Annotated in this window: 12 protein-coding genes; 6 read left to right on the top strand and 6 right to left on the bottom strand. The window is 51.4% G+C overall.

Annotated features, from left to right (window positions below; translation table 11 throughout):
• The first annotated feature begins 129 nt into the window (after nt 1–129).
• The 4 genes from AC286M_RS05130 (at nt 130) to cls (ending at nt 5,401) form a co-directional block, all read left to right on the top strand.
• Complete coding sequence (locus tag AC286M_RS05130) at nt 130–792, top strand: peptidoglycan-binding domain-containing protein (RefSeq protein WP_488203355.1); 663 nt, start codon at nt 130–132, stop codon at nt 790–792.
• A 272-nt stretch (nt 793–1,064) separates the two neighbouring features.
• Nucleotides 1,065–2,213, top strand: coding sequence for a transposase (locus AC286M_RS05125; protein WP_488203201.1), 1,149 nt, complete (start codon nt 1,065–1,067; stop codon nt 2,211–2,213).
• A 307-nt stretch (nt 2,214–2,520) separates the two neighbouring features.
• Complete coding sequence (locus AC286M_RS05120) at nt 2,521–3,876, top strand: alpha-amylase family glycosyl hydrolase (RefSeq protein ID WP_488203354.1); 1,356 nt, start codon at nt 2,521–2,523, stop codon at nt 3,874–3,876.
• Nucleotides 3,877–3,961: 85 nt separating this feature from the next.
• Entirely contained in the window at nt 3,962–5,401 is a 1,440-nt protein-coding gene (gene cls / locus AC286M_RS05115; RefSeq protein WP_488203353.1) for a cardiolipin synthase, read from the top strand.
• A 270-nt stretch (nt 5,402–5,671) separates the two neighbouring features.
• Here cls and AC286M_RS05110 read toward each other — a convergent pair whose 3' ends face one another.
• From AC286M_RS05110 to AC286M_RS05085, 6 genes are all read right to left on the bottom strand, one after another.
• Nucleotides 5,672–6,190 (bottom strand): hypothetical protein, encoded by a 519-nt coding sequence (locus tag AC286M_RS05110; RefSeq protein ID WP_488203352.1) that lies wholly within the window; start codon nt 6,188–6,190, stop codon nt 5,672–5,674.
• A gap of 99 nt (nt 6,191–6,289) precedes the next feature.
• Nucleotides 6,290–6,715, bottom strand: a complete 426-nt coding sequence (locus AC286M_RS05105; RefSeq protein ID WP_488203351.1) for a hypothetical protein — start codon at nt 6,713–6,715, stop codon at nt 6,290–6,292.
• A 280-nt stretch (nt 6,716–6,995) separates the two neighbouring features.
• Nucleotides 6,996–7,589: an HPP family protein gene (locus tag AC286M_RS05100; protein ID WP_488203350.1), complete on the bottom strand. Its 594-nt coding sequence runs from the start codon at nt 7,587–7,589 to the stop codon at nt 6,996–6,998.
• Nucleotides 7,590–7,796: 207 nt separating this feature from the next.
• Complete coding sequence (locus AC286M_RS05095) at nt 7,797–9,884, bottom strand: SWIM zinc finger family protein (protein ID WP_488203349.1); 2,088 nt, start codon at nt 9,882–9,884, stop codon at nt 7,797–7,799.
• On the bottom strand, nt 9,860–11,014 hold the full coding sequence (locus tag AC286M_RS05090) for a VWA domain-containing protein (protein WP_488203348.1): 1,155 nt from the start codon (nt 11,012–11,014) through the stop codon (nt 9,860–9,862). Before AC286M_RS05090 ends, AC286M_RS05095 begins: the two co-directional genes overlap by 25 nt.
• Nucleotides 11,007–13,517: a DUF5682 family protein gene (locus AC286M_RS05085; protein WP_488203347.1), complete on the bottom strand. Its 2,511-nt coding sequence runs from the start codon at nt 13,515–13,517 to the stop codon at nt 11,007–11,009. Before AC286M_RS05085 ends, AC286M_RS05090 begins: the two co-directional genes overlap by 8 nt.
• Nucleotides 13,518–14,128: 611 nt before the next feature.
• On the opposite strand from AC286M_RS05085, the gene AC286M_RS05080 reads away from it, so the two are divergent.
• Complete coding sequence (locus AC286M_RS05080; RefSeq protein WP_488203346.1) at nt 14,129–15,781, top strand: HEAT repeat domain-containing protein; 1,653 nt, start codon at nt 14,129–14,131, stop codon at nt 15,779–15,781.
• Between the two features lie 312 nt (nt 15,782–16,093).
• On the top strand, nt 16,094–18,304 hold the full coding sequence (locus tag AC286M_RS05075) for a DUF4132 domain-containing protein (RefSeq protein WP_488203345.1): 2,211 nt from the start codon (nt 16,094–16,096) through the stop codon (nt 18,302–18,304).
• The last annotated feature ends 1 nt before the right edge of the window (nt 18,305 follow it).

Raw genomic sequence — 18,305 nt, 5'->3', positions numbered from 1 at the left:
ATTTATATACAGAATAAAATTCGATTTTTAAGGTGCTTAAAATAAGCGCTGAGACGCACACAAGAAGGAACGCATTTTATGAATATGCGAACCCTCACAATCAATTCAATCAGATCAATCAGATCCAGTTTGAAAACTGGTTTGGCTAAATTAGGACTGGCATCAGCCCTGTTTATTGTACCTGCGATCGCAGTTCCTCAAATGGCGGTGGCCCAGACTCCATCTGGCGACAACGATCTTGAATATTTAGGGGATGACGACCGCACTGGAGCGGCCAATTTAGATGAATATGCTCCAGCGACTGCCCCTGTTTTGTATCAGGGTCGCAGCGGTGACGCTGTAGAAAATGTGCAGTCACTCCTTCAGGAGCAAGGCTTCTACAACGGTGTCATTGATGGTATCTATGGCTCCAGAACGGCTTCTTCGGTAATTACCTTTCAGCGATCGCGCAATCTCTCAGCCGATGGCATCGTGGGCGAAGATACCTGGGAAGCACTGCTAGACGCGTATAACCGCACGTCACCTGATATTGGTGAAAGTGCCGTCACAGAATACAGTCCAGCCACTGCCCCAACATTGGCTTACGGTACACGTGGGCCTGCGGTGGAAGCGGTTCAAGCTTTTCTCAAAGAGAATAACTACTATGCAGGTGCTGTGGATGGCATCTACGGATCGAGTACCCGTGAGGCTGTCCTAGCGTTTCAAGGCCCGTACGTGAATTTAAGTGCCGATGGCATTGTGGGTGAGAACACCTGGGAAGCCTTTATTGATGTGGCACAGGCGAGAGGATAATCTCAACGCTCGTGCTGTGAAATCAGCATGGCTTAGCTGTTTGAAGTCCCTTTGAAACCCAACTTATTTTTGTGAGCGGCTTGCTAGGCAAGCCGCTCACAAAACAACAGTCCGGACAGTTTTTGGGAGAGTGCGAAGAAAGCTATCCACCGTGTAGAGTGCGAATGTACCTAACATGTCGCACCAATGGATAGCCTCAATCGGATTCTAACCGGTTTGCTGGAGACAGCAGGCCATTTGGTAAACCCCAACAACAGTTTTTGTTGACCTTGATGACCACAATTTTCGTGGTCTGTGGCAAGGTGAACTACGCCAACCTCAGTCGTTACAGTGACTTAAGCGAGCGAAGTTACCGTCGACACTTCGAACGGGGCATTGGCTTCGAAGGACTCAATCAAGCACTGATAGAACCATTAAGACGAGACGAGGCGGTTCAGGTCGCAGTGGTCGATTGCACCTTTATGGAAAAAAGTGGACGGCACACCTACGGTCTAGACCAGTTCTACAACGGTAAAACCCAGCGTCCAGAACGGGGCTTAGAACTGTCAGTGGTGGCGATTGTCGATCTGGAGCAGAATACAGGGTACACGCTGTCTGCCCAGCAAACCGAGGCAGACTTACCTCATTTGAGAGCGTCTTCGAAACAGGGAAAGGGCGCGAAGGGCAACCGGATTGACTTCTATCTGGGGCATCTGGCCTACTGCCTGACGTTCTTCCCCACTTGGATTCGCTACATTGTCGCCGACGGGTTTTACAGCAAGTACAAGTGGGTCACTGGCGTGGTGCAACTCGGGTTTCATGCGATTGGCAAACTGCGCTGTGATGCCAACCTCAAGTTCCTCTATGAGGGGCCATACCAAGGGCGAGGTGCTCCTCGACGCTTTGACGGCAAGGTCAACCTGCAAGACCACCGACGATTTCAGTTGGTCAAACGCTTGGACGATGGAGTTTATCTTTATACCGCCATCGTTTGGTCGGTCAGCCTCAAGCGCAACATCCGGTTGGCCTATCTGCTCAAAGAGCATCGGGGTCGCCGCAGTTATGTCGTGCTGTTTTCTACCGACCTCAACATTGACCCGTTCCTCCTTTACCGGTGCTACACGGCCCGATTTCAGATTGAATTTATTTTCCGTGATGCTCGTCAGTTTACCGGGTTAGTGGACTGTCAAGCTCGCTCTGCCGAAGCGATAGACACCCATGTCAATGCCAGTTTGATGGCACTGAACCTGGCTAAAGTCGCGTTGCAAAACAACCAGAAAGACGATGATTCGCTGAGCTTCTCGCTCGCCTCTTTCAAACGACTGGCCCTCAACCAACATCTTTTAGACCGATTTATTGACCAGTTTGACTTGGAGCCGACTTTTATTAAATCCCATCCTAATTACCAAAAGCTGCTTGATTACGGGGCGATAGTCTCCTAAATCTGTCCGGAGTGTTGACAAAAATAAGTTGGGTTTTATGTAGCTCTATTAAATAGCAGGACAATTTTTAAGTAGAAAATTCATGATTAGCCACTGCTGTAACTGTCCCTCAGCGTATTGCAGCCTCTTATTAGTTCAACTTTAATGGCGCATTGGGTAGACCTTAAACAGCAATAGAAGTCTAACAGCAATCTCGCAGAAAGCTATTGTCTGAAGATCTCTACCGTGTGTACGTTAAACCCAAACGGCAGGAGGCTTTCGGCAAGTGTTTAAACGAAGTTCTATCAGACGGTTTCTTCTGATTGTCGTGCTGGTTGCATTGTCAATTACGCAGTTGCAGGCAACGGCTACCACCCCAGAACAGCCGACGGCAATTTTTCACGCATTTAATCAAAACTATAGTGAGATCGAGACGTTCGTTTGCCAGCTAGCGGATCAGGGCTATTCCCATGTCCAAATTTCTCCTGCTCAGCAATCTAATCCTGGTGCTGAATGGTGGAAGCGCTACCAGCCGATTGACTACAGCGTGATCGAGGGACTTGGCTCTGCGACTGATCTTCAGCAGATGATCAGCACGGCTCATGGTTGCCAAGTTAAGGTGATTGCAGACGTGGTATTTAACCACATGGCTAATCTGGATGCGGATGAAGGATTTGAAGATCTGACGCAGTTTCCCGACCTATCACCCAATGATTTCAATACGGTCAGTGATAATCTCGGCCAGAAGCCTTGCGACATCAACTATAGCGACGGCAATCGGGAGTCAGAACTAAACTGCTGGTTAGGCGGCTTACCGGACTTGAAATTTACCGACACCGTCAAAGCGCTGCAAAAAGCTCATCTCAAGACGCTGCTTGACTTAGGCGTTGATGGCTTCCGGTTTGATGCGGCCAAGCACATTCCCGCTGACGTGCTGCAAGAGTATCTTGACTATATCAATCAAGAAAGCAGCGGTAGCGCTTGGAACTACCTGGAAGTGATTACCGATGGTGATACGCGAGCTGAAGATTACAACCAAGTTGCAGCCGTCACCGACTTTGTGCTGTACAACTCGCTAAAAACTGCCTTTACCTTTGGTGGCGATCTGCGATCGCTACCTGCCAATGCCGTCAATGACCCACGCAGCGTTACGTTTGGGCAGAACCACGACACAATTCGCGCCCTAAATGAAAACGCGATTAATCCCTATGATGACGTGATCGATGCTTACTTGGCGACAGCCTACGTGCTGGCCCGCCAAGCAGGTACCCCGCTGGTTTTCAATGCCGATAACATCAATGCGCCCTATATTCCCTATGGCGTCAAGTTTCGCCAGATTATGAATCAGCGCGGTAGAGAAGGTAAAAACGTGGCGGAAAATATTCTACGGGTGATCGACAGTCCGACTATTCTACTGATGGAGCGAGGCACAGAGGGATTTTTGGTTGAGAATAAGGGCATAGACCTGTTTAGCAGGCCGACGCTGGATGTGACGCTCTCCAATCTTGATGGCTGTTATCGAGAGCTACGGAATGGTTTTACGGTGGCAATTGAGCAGCGGGACGGCAAGAAGTACGTCACGCGCTGGGGCACCTGGAATCAAGGAGGGATGACAGTGCAGGGACGCGATGCGCTCTATTTCGTGCGAGAACCATTTAGTGCGTGTCAGGCCACCTTAAAGTAATCAACGCTTTTCGGCTTTCCGGCTGCTAATTCTAGGATACTGTTCTGAACACAGTATCCTTGTTGACTATCTGCGATCGCGAAAGATGAATTGGCTGCAAGACATTACGCTCTTTGGTTTGATTGTAATCGCCGTGCATCTGCTAGGGGTGCTCAATGCTGCCCATGCTGTGATGCACGTGCGACTATCTCAGAGTGCAACGGCCTGGAGCATCAGCCTGATCACCTTTCCGTGGATCGCCATTCCGCTGTATTGGACGTTAGGCCAAAGTAAATTTAGGGGCTATACCGACGCCATTCGCCAAGCCTACAGCCGATATGAAGAACGTACCCTGACCATTGTTCAAAATCTTTTTCCTTATCTTGATGCTCTGCCGCCAGAGCTATCGGCTCTGAAGAAAACGGTGCAAACTCTGGCTGAGGTGCCCTTCACGTCTGGGAATCAGACTGAGCTACTGGTGGACGGAGAGCAAACCTATGCGGCCATTTTGGCCGCGATCGCTCAAGCGCAAGACTATATTTTGTTTCAGTTCTATATTATTCACGACGACGACAGTGGCCGCCGCTTTCTGCGGGCATTAACGGAAAAAGCGCGGCAGGGGGTGCAGGTGTATGTCCTATACGACGGCATTGGTTCTAGTCGGCTCACCCGCCGCTACCTTAATGAGCTGAGCAATAGCGGGGTTCAAGTCTGTAAGTTTAGATCCACGAAGGGGAGGGGCAATCCCTTTCAAATCAACTTTCGCAATCACCGCAAAATTGTGGTTGTTGATGGTGCGATCGCATTTACGGGCGGATTAAATATTGGCGATGAGTATGTGGGCAAAGACCCCAAATTCGGCAAATGGCGAGACACCCATCTCAGCCTGCGTGGCCCTTCTGTGGAATGTCTACAAGTTTCGTTTCTCAAAGATTGGTACTGGGCAACGGGTAAAATTCCTGAAACGCGCTGGAATGTGCAGCCCGACCGTCACAGCAATGAAGCTATCTTGATTCTGCCTTCTGGCCCCAACGACACCCTACAAACCTGTACGCTGTTCTTTAGCAGTATCTTTTGCTTGGCTCGGTCTCGGATTTGGATCGCCACACCTTACTTCGTCCCCGATGAACCAACCCTAGCAGCCCTGAAGATGGCCGCTCTGCGCGGTGTCGATGTTCGCATTCTCCTGCCCGATAGCCCCGACCATTTAATTGTCTACCTGTGCTCATTTGCCTACTATGCTGAGCTGCGAGAAACGGGCATCAAGCTGTATCGCTACAAAACGGGCTTTATGCACCAAAAAGCGCTTTTGGTGGACGATATTATCGCAGGTGTGGGTACGGTGAACTTAGATAACCGCTCCTTTCACCTCAATTTTGAAGTAATGGCCTACATGACCAACGGTAAAGGACTTCGGCAGGTTGAACAGATGTTGCTAACCGACCTGGAGCAGTCCCATGAGGTTGATTTATACAGTTTCGAGCGCCAACCATTATGGTTCCGGTTATCTGTCCGGGCGGCGCAACTACTGGCCCCTCTGCAATAGTTATAGCTGTAGCTAGCTAAGTTTAGGATACGGACGTTGTTGTGGCGCGACAGTGCCGCGCCACAACAACGTCCTAACCAATATGACTATCACTATAAACCTCAATAGGGTTGAAAAGTGGAGTTTTCCCCGCAGGGAAAACTCCACTTTTCAACCTGGATTTGGTTTAGTTGTTGGATCAGCATTATACACGCATCAAAAAAGCCCCTTAGCAAAACTAAGGGGCTGTGATTTCAGTCTAGAGAGCTATAAAATCCGTGCGCTGGTAGCTTAGCGATGGCTGAACCAGCGACTTGCGATCGCACCTAGTGCGGCTCCAACCAGCGGATTGCTGAAGAACTTAACCAGCGCTGGCTGATCGGCAAGTACCTCTTGGAAAATGTCAGGGTGGCTGTGATAAGTAAAGGCTGCCAGTTTTGTGACATCATCCTCGTCCATGCGGCGAGAATGGTGGGTCGAAAGACCAAGCTGCTGTTCTAGATCCCGCTCGCTCAAGCCCCGCTTCTTCAAATGCTTGAAAAAGTCACGGGCAACATCATCCCGTTCATTAGGCTTAATTTTTGCGATCGCGCTTCTCAGTTCCGGTTCCATCTGATTAGCTGGAATTCGCTCGGGATGGAATGCTCGGCCAAATAGCTGCTTGCGTTGATCCCGCGACGACCGCTGAGCAAAGTCATCAAAGTTTGCATACTCAGCTTCAGGTTGAGTCGATCCGGAGTCAATTGACTCAACATTACCGCCAGCCAGATCTTGCATAATCTCGCGCTTATAACGGTCACTGCTAGACATGATGGGAAGTCTCCTTTTTTACCGTTTTAGTTAATGAAGTTTTTGAATTCTCGATTTGAATTCTTGAAAGATTCGTTTTTGGAAGTTAAGCCAATGAATTTACGAGTTGTACTCAATCATGCGAGTACTATCGTTATACTTAGCCGTCAAAATCAGCTCCTTATCGGGAGTATAGACGAGTACCGTCAAATCACGATGGGGGAAATTCTTCTGAAAACCCTGCAATAGTGACTTGGCAAGTGTCTTAACGTCTCTGGGTGCAACTTGTGGCGAGATGACAACACCTAGCTTATCGTTGTCGCGAACGTAGGCATCCGAAACTAAACCGCTTGCAGTTTGTACTACCCAGTTGCCAAAGTTTTGGCCAGAAGTTGTATCTCCTCGTTCGATCTGGGCATAGGCACCAGTGGGCAGTGAAGCAGGCGATTTAGATTGAACGCTGCTACTGCTACAAGCAGTTGTAAACACTAACAAAGCGAGTGATAGGGCAATCACCATGTGCCGAATCGAGCGAAGCAAATTCACAACAGCCTCCTAGAAAGCCTGAATAACTGCTTCTTAGCTTAGGTAGCGTAACCGTGGTTAGCCTCTCCCACAGGAGATGTAGGCAGATACTCCACAAGTCGTAGTTGTAGTCAACGTTACAAGTTTGCTGGTTATAGCTGTAGCTAGCTTTAATTAAGACACGAGCGTTTTTGTGGCGCGGCAAAGCTGTGCCACAAAAACGTCTCAATCAATATGACTATGGCTATAAACAACTTCAGCACTCAGTACTAAACTGATAAGGCTAATTCCCAGACGGCCACTAAAGCCAGTGCTTGGGATACCGACGATCAGGCATTAAACTCCCAAAGATAGCGGTGCAAGCCACCATCAAAATGGCTCCGCTCAGCACCGGAACAACGATAAAGTCCCAGGTGGCATTGCTCATTACCCCCACCAGCGCTACTGCTCCTCCTGGAGGATGTAGGGTGTGGGTCAATTGCATTAACTTAATCGCAGTGGCAACTGCTAGGGCCATCACCCACGGTGCAGAACCAAATAAGCTGACGCAAGTCACGCAGACCACTGCACCAATTACGCACCCTCCTACGACATTGCGAGGCTGAGCCAACGGACTATCGGGAACCGCAAAGACTAGCACTGCTGTTGCCCCAAACGGAGCCGCGATAAGTGGATATCCGGTATAAGCCGTGAGATAAGCCAAGAGAGCAATGCCAATAAAGCTACAGAAATACGATAGCAGGATGGACTGAGGCGTAAAACGCGGTTGATAGGCAGGACGATACAGCCATTTTGAGAACCGTAAACTGTTCAAGGGTAAGTGATAACGCTTGGGACTTGGACGGGATAAGTTTTTTGCACCTTGATAGTTCGCAAGCTCTTTCCGAGTTTTCATCTGGCCAATTTTGCTACTTTGGACTACCAATTCGCACGCTCAGCATGAGTAACACGCAAAATGTACTCATAGAATGTCATGTTTTGATGACAAAAGACAATATCCCCCAGGTAATGTGCTGAGAAAGTGCGATGCGCGAAATGTGGTGCGCAACATGTAATGTGTAGAATATGGTGCGTAAAATGCGATCGCAGCCAAAGACGGTTATCAACTCTTTTGGTAAAGAGAGCAGAGATAGCGCAGCTTTAAGAGGTGAGCTGCCGATTTATGGGGAGACTGTATCAATGTCTGAATTGCGACAGCCAAAGTGACCATGCCTACTTTTTCAAAATGACGGGCTGACTGAAGTAATTCCCGATTGTGATCTAGATTGAACGCATGCTGTCCCCGTTCAGCGAGGCGCTGTAGAGCGATGATCAGGAAATCAATGGCTGGATCGGCGGCGATTGGATTCGTCTCTTCATCGGCTGATACGGGGACTAGTTCGGTTGCGTCGGCTGCGATCGCATTTGGCTGTGCATCTGAACTTTCAGTCTTTTCAGCCTTCTCAGCACTTTTAGCAGCGGTCTGCTGCTGGGGCGGAAAGTGCAAATTGAGAATGGTGGGCTTTCCGGCGTCGGTCTGACGACAAAGTGAGATCGGGTGGCAGAAAATCTGGTCTTTTTCCAGATAGATAGACCCCAGAATGCCGGAACCATCTTCTTGTGTAGCATCAAGCTGTTCCAGTAGCTCGACTACTGCCGATGCATCTGAGGCAAAGCGCACCCGCAGAATCAGCGGCTGATCCTGCTGATCCCATAAAACCCAGGTAAAGAGCTGCTGCACCGGATCAAACTGGCGCGTGCCCCAGCGCTGGGGCTGAACGATGGCTAGGCGGTCGAGCGGCGAGACTTCGGTCAAGCCAATGGGTGAAGTACGGGCAATGTGCTGCCGCAGTGTATTCCAGTCTTGAAAACAGCAGCGAATAGACTGCCAATCGGCGGCAGAGGTCGGTCTGATCGTTGTGCCAGTGGTTTGGCTGGAGGTTGAAAGCCGCTGCTGGTAGTTGCGTCGGGCGTTGTAAAGCTGGAGGCAGCTTTGGGACGCTTCGGCGGGATTAGCAATACCGTCCCAGGGGCCGGACTGCTGGTAGATGCGTCCGGGATTGAAGCTCTGCTGATGAAACAGCGGTCGCGAGTCTGACCAGCTACACCACTGCTGTGCCGCCGTGTCCCAAAAGATGATGGTGAGGCCACCATAGCCAGACTGACTTTGCCAGGAATAGGCTCCCAGGCCAATCAGATGCAGCGTACCCGTATCGTCATAGCGGCTCTGAGACTGACCTGCTAAGTAAATCGGGTAGTTAGGAGCGGCCTGCTGGAGAGCCGCACAGAGAGCATAGGTACGGGACATTCGTTCAAACCAGCGATCGCAATCGGCCTCAGCATCGCGCTTGAGCTGTAGCTCGATCTCAGTGGCAATGCCGCGCAGCGCTAGAGAAAGGCGCGGCAGGTGGGCAGCTTGAGCTGACACGGCTAGCGTGACGAACTGCTGATGGCTGATATCGGAAAGGTGCAGTAGTCCTAGCGCCACGGTGCTTTCCAGTAGAGTTTGAGCACTGGCAATTACCTGCGGCGCTTCGGCTGCGACTACAGTATCATCCGAATCAGTGGATGTGTCTGATAGGGATAGAACAGTGCCCTGGCTGCGCAATACCGCTAATACGGTGGCGGCCTGATGTAGGCAGACTTGTCGCGGTTTGCAGGAACAGAGCATTCCAGCTAATCCAGTAGCGGAGAAGTGGCGACAGGTGATGTTGGCATTGTTAAAGCGAGCGACAATTGGGTCTTGTCCCTCAATTTGATGGGGTTCTCGCTGCAAAAAAGCAAAGGCATCCCGCAGTGTCGTTTTGCCTGCCCAAGTGATTAGGTCTTCTAGCGTATAGGTTAGGGGCTGAGTTGATTGTGAATTAACGGATTCAGGATTTGAGGTGGCGATAGGATTTTGGTCTTGAAGTTGCGATCGCAACCAGAGATAGGCGACTAGAATATGGCGACAGGTATCGGCGGCTGGACAGGTACAGGTGGCATTGAGTAAATCGCTGGTAGAAAGGGTTACAGTACAGTCATCGGCGGTAAATTGCAGGTTCGTGTCGTCAACCTGTAGCTCCGGAGCAGCCAGTTTTGATAGTTCCTTGTAAGCCCGCCGCACCAAGCCTTTGCTACTAGCAGCAGCCAGCGTATCGTCGTCCAGCGCCAGCAGTTGCGGCTGGATTTGGGCCAAGTAGTTCGCTAGGCGATCTTCTGTGCTAACCATTCGGCCAACCTCCGAGGGGTGAGAGCAGCAATTTCCATACCGCGAGCGGCTAACTGTTCCGCCATGCCGACATCATAAAACGCTGTTGCTTGGCTATCTTCCAAAGAGGCTAGTCCCAGCAGCGTCACGCCTGCTTCATGAAGCTGTTGGCAGCGAGTCAGTAGGATCTGCGGAGAAGCGCCTTCGGCAAAGTCGCTGATTAAAACCAGAACGGTGCGTAGGGGATTGTGTACTAGGGTTTGACAGTAGCCAATCGCCTGACCAATATTGGTACCGCCGCCAAGCTGAACGCTCATCAGCAGTTCCACTGGATCGTCGGCATGATCGGTCAAATCTACCACGGACGTATCGAACACTACAAAGCTGACTTGAAGCGACGGCAAACCCGCTAGAATACCGCCCATGACGGCGCTGTGAATCACGGAATCCGCCATGCTGCCGCTCTGGTCAATGCAGAGAATAACGTGCCAAGGCAGACGACGCTCAATCCGCGAGAAAAACTTGACGGTCTGCACCACAATCTGACTGCGATCGCGGTCGTAGTGCTTCAGGTTGTGGCGCAGGGTGCCTCGCCAGTCCAGGTTTTGAGCAACCTTGAGCGGACTATGCTGAAAGCGGTTCAGCCGACCGAGCAGGCTTTGCCGAATGTCATTTTCCAGCCGTTGCCGAATGTCTTCTACGACCTGCCGCACAATCCGCCGTGCGGCCTGTAGCACCTCTTGCCCCTGCATTTGAGAGCGAAACGTTAGTACCGCCTTGAGCAGATCCATATTGGCCTCTAGCTTTTCCAGCGTGGCCGGATCGGTGACGAGTTCGGTCATGCCGTAGCGGTCAAGCGCATGTTTTTCAATGATTTCAACCGTTTCCTGCGGGAACAGTTCGCGAATTTCCGTGATCCAGGTCGGCACGTTGAGCTGGCTTGGGTCTAGGCTGCCAGCTTGCTTATCGGTGGTGGAACCCTTCGCTCCAGATGTGCCTCGCACACCCCGCCCGCTGTATTCTTGGCCATAGAGAAACTCCAGCGCCTGCTCCATCCGCTGCTGGGTAGCGTTCATCTGGCAGGGTAGCTGAGCCTCAGCAAAGCGGCCCAGAACATGTCGCCAACGAATTACCGGATCAATTTCAGTCATACGTTTCTCCCGTGCTAACCAGCCAGTTGAGTAAGCCATCTTGAGCCAGTGCCTGCCGAACCTGTTGCTCTCGCTTTAAACCCTTGTGCAGATCAGCCTCGCCAACAGTGGCATGAACTAAAGATCCCAAATCAGCCCGCCCATCTAGCCGAGCTGCGATCGCAGCCACTTTATCAGTTTCACGCGGTGCCAGATCGGCAAAAGCCAGCCGCAGCTCCGGCAGTACACTCAAGAATTCATCTTCATTCCAGCATTCTAGCCGCGCATTAATTGCCGCAATTAGGTCGGGCACCTGCCACGTCACCTCGCGGCAGGTGTGCAGCAGTCCCCGCAGGAAGCCAACGCCCCGCGCTGGCTCCACTGCCGCATGGTCAAGATAGCCAGCCGCCAGGATGACAAGTTCCCCGGTTTCCATACGGCCTGCACTGTAGAGCACCCCAACCGCGCCACCAAGGACAACGGGGTTGCCCTGCGTGGTCAGCAAGTCCAGCAGACCCGTAATAAATAGCTCTGGGTCTAAATCTGCTTGAGCGCGATTCAGCATTTCCCAGACCCCGTTGAGCGCCCCCAGCAGCGGCGGTGCTTCTTCCAGCGGATAATCGCTCAGGTGCGGCACCAGATAGCACAAGCGTTGATAGGCCACCGTCGCCAGTTGGGGCACGGTTTCCAGCGATTGCGCTGCCAGGGGTTCTCGCGACTGCCACAGCAGCAGCAGTTGCCCCATTGCCTGCGCTAGCGACACCACCGACGGATCGGCGGCAGTGTGTTCAGCAATCAGCGCCAGTAGCTGCTCAGTCTGGGTTTGCAATCCCATGCGGCAAGCCGCCATTAGTAACTGCACGGCTGCGATCGCAGATCGAGCTTGGCCTTCATCGGCTAGCTCAGCAATCCGCTGACGCAGGTGATACAGCGTCACTTCCACCACCGTTGAGCCATAGAGCGACTGTTCAATCAGCGCACTTTCGGTTTGGGGCTGCCACTGATAGTGCCAGTGCTCCTGAATTTGGTTTAGCTTTCGACCGAGGACAAAGTCCGGCCCTTTCGTGAAGTGAGCAAACGGAATTTTGGCAAAGTTCAGGCTGTGCAGAAAGCGGCTGAGCTGACGGTGCTTCTCTTTCCGGTAGATATCCAGGGTGAGCGACTTAGTCGATGTCGAACTGAGCTTGAGCCGCAGTTGTTTGGCTAAGCGGCGAAAGTCTTCCACCAAGGGCGGAACACCCGCATGAGCGGGTAAATCGCCAATCTGATCGCCCCGCAGCGACTGGGCCACAGCAGTCATTAGCATTGCCCCCTCGCCATCCATTGCCCCTTTGACAAAGCAACTGCGCACCGCGTCCAGCAAGTCCTCGCGGGTCGGGCCGGGATGCTGACGAAACTGAGCCAGCCGCTGCGCCTGCTCCACTGCCGCAATTTCGTCGGCTACCGAGAGCGGCACCAGCGGTTTCTGGTGCCGAGTTAGCGATCGCAGTTGAATCAGAATCTCGCAGGTCGTTTGACTCAGCGCATTACCTTCAGTGTCCTGCATGTGCTGCCAAAGCTGCTGGTAGTAGGCTGGAGCGGGCATACCGGAAGCGTAACCGTTGAGGGCATCAAGCTGTTCAAAGCTATAGCGCATTAAAACAGTCTGGGCTGAATCGGCTGACAGCTTAGGAGCTAGCGGAACGGCTGGTGGCTCGTCGATCAGCGATGGCAGGATGACGGTATGAAATCCTCCGGTGACGACCAGAATCATTCCGTCCATCTCCGTCAGAGCCGTAGCAATCGCCTGGGCCATCGCCGCTTCACGGGCCAGCGTGCCCTCTGCCTCTAGCGTGGCTGAGTCAGCATCCTGACGGGCAAGATAGCAGTAGGTGGCAATCTGCTGCATAAAGCCAGCTGTGGGCGTTGACTGGGCGTGAGCTTCAAACAGATGATCCCACAGCTCATTGAAATCTCGGCAACCCGTTTTTTGAGCCAAGGCTGACAAGTAAGCACTCTGCTGGAGGTGATGCTCTTCCTGTAATGCCCGCAGTCTCAGTGCAGCTTCTGGGTCGGTTTGAATCTGGGTAGCAATTACTTTTTGCGGATAGGGCAAATCAATAAATTGCAGCTTCGCTCCAACTGCTGCCCCTGCCCGCAACGCCACCAGTTCCGGCGAGTAGTCACAAAAGGGATAGTAGCCCCCAAACCGCAGGGGTTCAGCCTGCTTTGGAGCTGGAGGGGTTAGAATGCTTGGATTATCAACTTCGGTATCTGCGTCAGTGCCAATTGCTGGTAAATGACCGTCGTGATCCACGTAAGTCGTATACAGCGCCACTGGCGTCTGCGTTTCAGGATGCAGCAGTAGCGGAATTAAATCCGTCGCATCGGCAGGCGCTTCAATCAGAATGGCGGCGGGTTGATTGGTCTGAATCCACTGCTGAACATGCCATGCACAGGCCGGACTGTGGTGACGAATCGGAAAAAACACCAGCCGCGTCTGCTGTAGCGATCGCAATACATCGTCGAGGGGTGGCAGGGCCATAGGCACGGGGAAAGTTCTATATCAGTAGTTATCCCAAATTTGAGAGTTTTGATATCAGCTAGGCAGTAGTTACATGGGTTGGGAAACGTTAAAACGTTGTAACGTTCGAACGTTTTAACGTTGAATTACAGTCTCAACTCAGGTAGTCACGGTTATAACTTGCTCAAGCGAAAAAGATCGAGTATAAATTAATACAAGTTTTATGGTTCAATTGTACTATATTTGATTCAATTGTCAAAGCACCAGTGTTCGGAGACTGCCAGAGATTGTTGAACGAAAAGTGGGCAATCTAAGACAGGATATTTGCACCTTGCGCTTTGAGAACCCGAAAATGTTATTTTGCCGCCGCGATGCGGCGGTAAGTGTTTAGCGTAGCCGTATGATCCCCCGCTGTCGCCGCCCCCTATAGCCCTTCGGGCATGGCTGCGCTTAGAAAAAAGGGGCTATTCCAACTCTGGCTCAAAGTTCCCCCTTCTTAAGGGGGATTTGGGGGGATCTATGCAGAGTGTCGCGCTAAACAAATACATGCGGCGGCAAAATAACCCTTCTGGGTTTTGGTGCAAGATGTGAGGGTTACTTCTGGCTGACTGAGTTGATGAGGACAAGTCTAGATGCTGATAGACCTAAAGAATTCGCTGAATCTCTCTGAAGACGCGCTGACTTCGCTGGAGCAGGCGCTTCAGCCGTTTAATGAACTCGACAGCGATTTCTCAGATCGGCTGTTGTGCTACCTCGTTGACGGGGATGACGAAGCGGTGATTGAAGAGGTAATCGCAATCACTCATCAGCAACTCAATCAGCAGAGCCAGATGACGAACCCAGTAGGATTCTTTCGCTCTGGTATTCCTGCACTTTTCCTCCTCAGTCAAGGCGGTAATGAGCGGCTACTTGTGTGGTTGACGGATAATCCTGTATCTGAGCCGGGGTTTTATGGTCGGCTCAGCATGATGATGTGTGGCATGTTTGGGAGTGGAATTCATCCCTCTGGTACTGTTCATCTACCGCCTCTAAAAGACCGACTGCCGCAGTTTCTACAGATGATGACGCAGTATCGTCGTTCTCTTCGTAACAGCCTAAGAGAAGAACCGCTGATTTCAGCCGATATCGTCGATGCGCTGTATGTGGAAGCGGGCGAACCAGCCGGAGCGTTAGCGCGTGTGGTCTACTGTGCTGATCCGAAAGATTACCAGCAGCAAAGCCTTGCTAACCAAGCCATCAAAGTCAAAGGCTTTGTAGACTACACCTTGCAATATGCGTCGATTGTGCAGGAAGCGCTACAGCAGCCAGAGCGCGATCGCAGAATTCATGCGCTACAAATGCTGAGGCAGGCGGAGGTGCCGATTGAAACGTGGGTGGATGCGATCGCAACGTTGGCGGTTTCGTCATCCAAGAAAGAGCGCGAGTCTGCTGCTGATCTACTGAAACAAGAGGCTCAAGCGGCGATCCCGCTGCTCCAAGCCAAAGCGGAATCGGGTAGTGCCAGCGACCGTCAACACGCGGTTAAACTCCTTTGGGATTTGGCTGGTGCAGAGATTCAGCCTTTCCTGGAATCACGCCTCGAAGTGGAAAAAGCGGCCAAAGTTCGCTCTGCCATTGAACAGTTTTTGATTACGCCAACTGAAGCAGAAATCACAAACGAAACTGTATCGCTGTCACCTTTACCAGAAGTTCAATTCGATGCTCCAGTTCCCAAAAGTGCAACTGATTTATTGAGGAAACTGGCCGATATCTTCAATCAATACGGAATTGAATCTTGTAAGATACTGTTTGATCTACTTGAAGAATCTCATCGCTCAGGTCAAACTTATGCTGTTTCTAGCTCAATTCATAGCGAATTGAACTTCATAATGAATTATACCTCCAAGAAAATCACAGAGGAGGTAATTCAATTGTTAGATGAAGTTAAAGATAATCCTCAATTTGACAAAGAAGAAGCTCTGCAACGGTTTCGGGAGATTTTAGATCGAAATGGTGGTTATGCAACGGTAACTTCTTCAACGCTAGCTGAAGTATTAGAGCATGGTACTCATAAAGAATGCTCACAGCATGTATGTGTAGGTCGTTTTTATCAAATTAGTCGATTTAATCGACAACATAATTTTGATAATGAGAGTAAATCTCGCGGGGCGCTCAAATTCCTATCCCCGCCGCAAGCGGACGGGGCATTACGGAATTTGCCCTTCGGGACGCACTCCCGCGCTACCACTAACGTGGCAAGCCACGGGGAATTAGACCCACAGAGATTAAAGCTTTATTTGCACTAGATGATTTGCAGCCTATTCACGCTGTTCGACTACTCATTCTAACGGGACATTTAACTGTAAATGGAGATCAATATTAAAGCTTTATTTGCACTAGATGATTTGCAGCCTATTCACGCTGTTCGACTACTCATTCTAACGGGACATTTAACTGTAAATGGAGATCAATATTCAAATTATCTGCTAACGAATGAAGGTCATGATCTGCTTCTGCTTTATCGGAATCACCATCCTGATCAACTACAGTGTTTACGAGAGTTAGCTGCTGTTTTAGAGGCGCTTCAGATCGAATCATATCGAATCGGAGTAGTCGAGATGCTTGATACGTGGGGAGACAGTGCATTTTGGCGCTGGGGTAAGGACGCAATTTGGCCTTATTTCGCAGAGCGATCGCAACTTTTAGAAGATGCCTTCGCTCCTGCGGTTGGAGATAGCTGGTCAACGAGTTATTACACGCAAAAACGACAGCGAAAAAACGCCTTTAGAATCCTCAAAACCTTTCCGCAGCCGCCTGCTCAGCTCTTGCCTCTGCTGTGGAAGCTGGCTTTTGAAGGAGCCAAAAATGAACGGGAAATCGTGCAGGATTGCCTAAACGAATTTGACGAAACGCTGGATCGCGTTCTAGCAGGGCTGACTGACCCGAATCGAAACATGCGCACCATTGCCGCCGAGTGGCTGGGCAACCGGGGAGATGCAACTGCGATCGCACCGCTCAAGCAAGCCTTGAAAAAAGAAAAAAGTGACGCCGCCAAAGACATCATATTGCGATCGCTGGAAAAACTGGGCGCATCGGTAGACGAGTTTTTAGACCGCGACAACCTGCTCAAAGACAGCCAGAAACTGCTGCAAAAAGGAATCCCCGCAGCGCTCAAATGGTTTCCGTTTAACGCCCTGCCCATTGTTCACTGGCAGGACACGGGCCAACCCGTCGCTACGGATATTATCAAAGGACTGCTCCTCCAGTGCTGGAAGCAAAAAACACCGGAACCAGGGCCAATTTTGAAGCGCTATGTCGAGATGTGGCAACCCGCTGAGCGGGAAGTCTTGGGACAGTTCATCCTAGAAAGCTGGATTGCTCACGATACTGCCCCTGCTCATACTCCCCAAGAAGCGGATCAGAAAGCGCAAAAGCGGGCGCAGCAGGATTTCCAGTACTACCAGCAGTATCAGCAGCAGTATCCCAACTCCACCTACTATCAGGTCACCTACGACGAGCTGTATCAGCGCTACTACAACGAGCTTCTCAACCAGTGTTTGGGCAGCGCCATCAAGGAAAAGGGGATTTTAGCGATCGCAGCAGCCTGCTGTGGTACACGTGCGATCGCACCGATCAATCACTACCTCACCACCTGGTACGGGATGCGGATGGCTCAGTGTAAGGCGCTGCTGCAAGTTCTAGCCTGGACGGAACATAATAGCGCCATTCAGTTACTGCTGTCGGTTGCCAACCGATTTCGCACCAAGGGCATCCAGAAGGAAGCTGAAAAGCTGGTCACAGAGCTGGCTGAGCGCAATAGCTGGAGCCGAGATGAGCTTAGCGATCGCACGATTCCCACTGCCGGATTTGACCAGGGTATTGAGCAAACCCTCGATTACGGTAGCCGCCAGTTTACGCTGTTGCTGGATGTCGATATGAGCCTGGTGCTGAAGAATCCAGACGGCAAGGTGATCAAGTCACTACCTGCCGCTCGTAAAGATGATGATCCCGAGCAGGTGAAAGCCGCTAAGAAGCAACTGGCCGATGCTAGAAAGCAGCTCAAGCAAGTGTTGAAAATGCAGCGAGAGCGACTTTATGAAGCCATCTGTACGCAGCGGGCTTGGCCGTTTGCCGACTGGGACACCTACCTGAATCAGCACCCGATTGTCGGGCGCTACTGCCAGCAGTTAATTTGGGCCATCTATGACGGCGATACGCTGGTGCAGACGTTTCGCCCGCTGGAGGATCGGACGCTGACCGATGCCAATGATGAAGAAGTGACGCCCGCTGCCGACGCGACGGTTCGACTGGCCCATAGCTGCACCCTGCCCGCCGATGTGATTGAGGCTTGGCAAACCCATCTGGCCGATTATGAAGTGCCGCCCCTGTTGCAGCAGTTCCCTGCCGAGTCCTATGTCCTACCAGAGGATCAGCAGCAGAACACCGAACTGGCGGATTTTGAAGGTTATTTGATTGAAGCGTTTCAACTGCGGGGCTTGGCGACTAAGCGCGGCTATACGCGGGGTCAAACGGAAGATGCGGGCTGGTTCTACGACTACCGCAAATCCTATACGGGGCTGGGGATTGAAGCGGTGATCAACTTCAGCGGCAACTACTTGCCAGAGGAAAACCGCACCGTCGCCCTGATTGATTTGGCATTCTACCAACTGCCAGAGGAAGGGGAGTCATCCTACCTCTATCACCGTCCCAAGCTTTCGCTGAGCAGCATTCCGCCCGTGCTGCTGAGTGAAAGCTGGAACGACCTGCAAACAATAGCGCATCAAGGTGGCGGCTACGATGCTGACTGGAAGAAAAAAGTGGAGTACTAAT

The organism is Thainema salinarum CENA647 (assembly GCF_057732415.1).
Note: the sequence above shows the minus strand (reverse complement) of the source record. Positions and strands in the feature narration are given on the sequence as shown.

What these genes read in the sequence shown, in the direction of transcription:
- AC286M_RS05125 (WP_488203201.1), top strand. Translation starts at nt 1,065, where the DNA reads ATGACCACAATTTTCGTGGTCTGTGGCAAGGTGAACTACGCCAACCTC.
- cls (WP_488203353.1), top strand. Translation starts at nt 3,962, where the DNA reads ATGAATTGGCTGCAAGACATTACGCTCTTTGGTTTGATTGTAATCGCC.
- AC286M_RS05110 (WP_488203352.1), bottom strand. Translation starts at nt 6,190, where the DNA reads ATGTCTAGCAGTGACCGTTATAAGCGCGAGATTATGCAAGATCTGGCT.
- AC286M_RS05100 (WP_488203350.1), bottom strand. Translation starts at nt 7,589, where the DNA reads ATGAAAACTCGGAAAGAGCTTGCGAACTATCAAGGTGCAAAAAACTTA.
- AC286M_RS05095 (WP_488203349.1), bottom strand. Translation starts at nt 9,884, where the DNA reads ATGGTTAGCACAGAAGATCGCCTAGCGAACTACTTGGCCCAAATCCAG.
- AC286M_RS05090 (WP_488203348.1), bottom strand. Translation starts at nt 11,014, where the DNA reads ATGACTGAAATTGATCCGGTAATTCGTTGGCGACATGTTCTGGGCCGC.
- AC286M_RS05085 (WP_488203347.1), bottom strand. Translation starts at nt 13,517, where the DNA reads ATGGCCCTGCCACCCCTCGACGATGTATTGCGATCGCTACAGCAGACG.
- AC286M_RS05080 (WP_488203346.1), top strand. Translation starts at nt 14,129, where the DNA reads ATGCTGATAGACCTAAAGAATTCGCTGAATCTCTCTGAAGACGCGCTG.
- AC286M_RS05075 (WP_488203345.1), top strand. Translation starts at nt 16,094, where the DNA reads ATGCTTGATACGTGGGGAGACAGTGCATTTTGGCGCTGGGGTAAGGAC.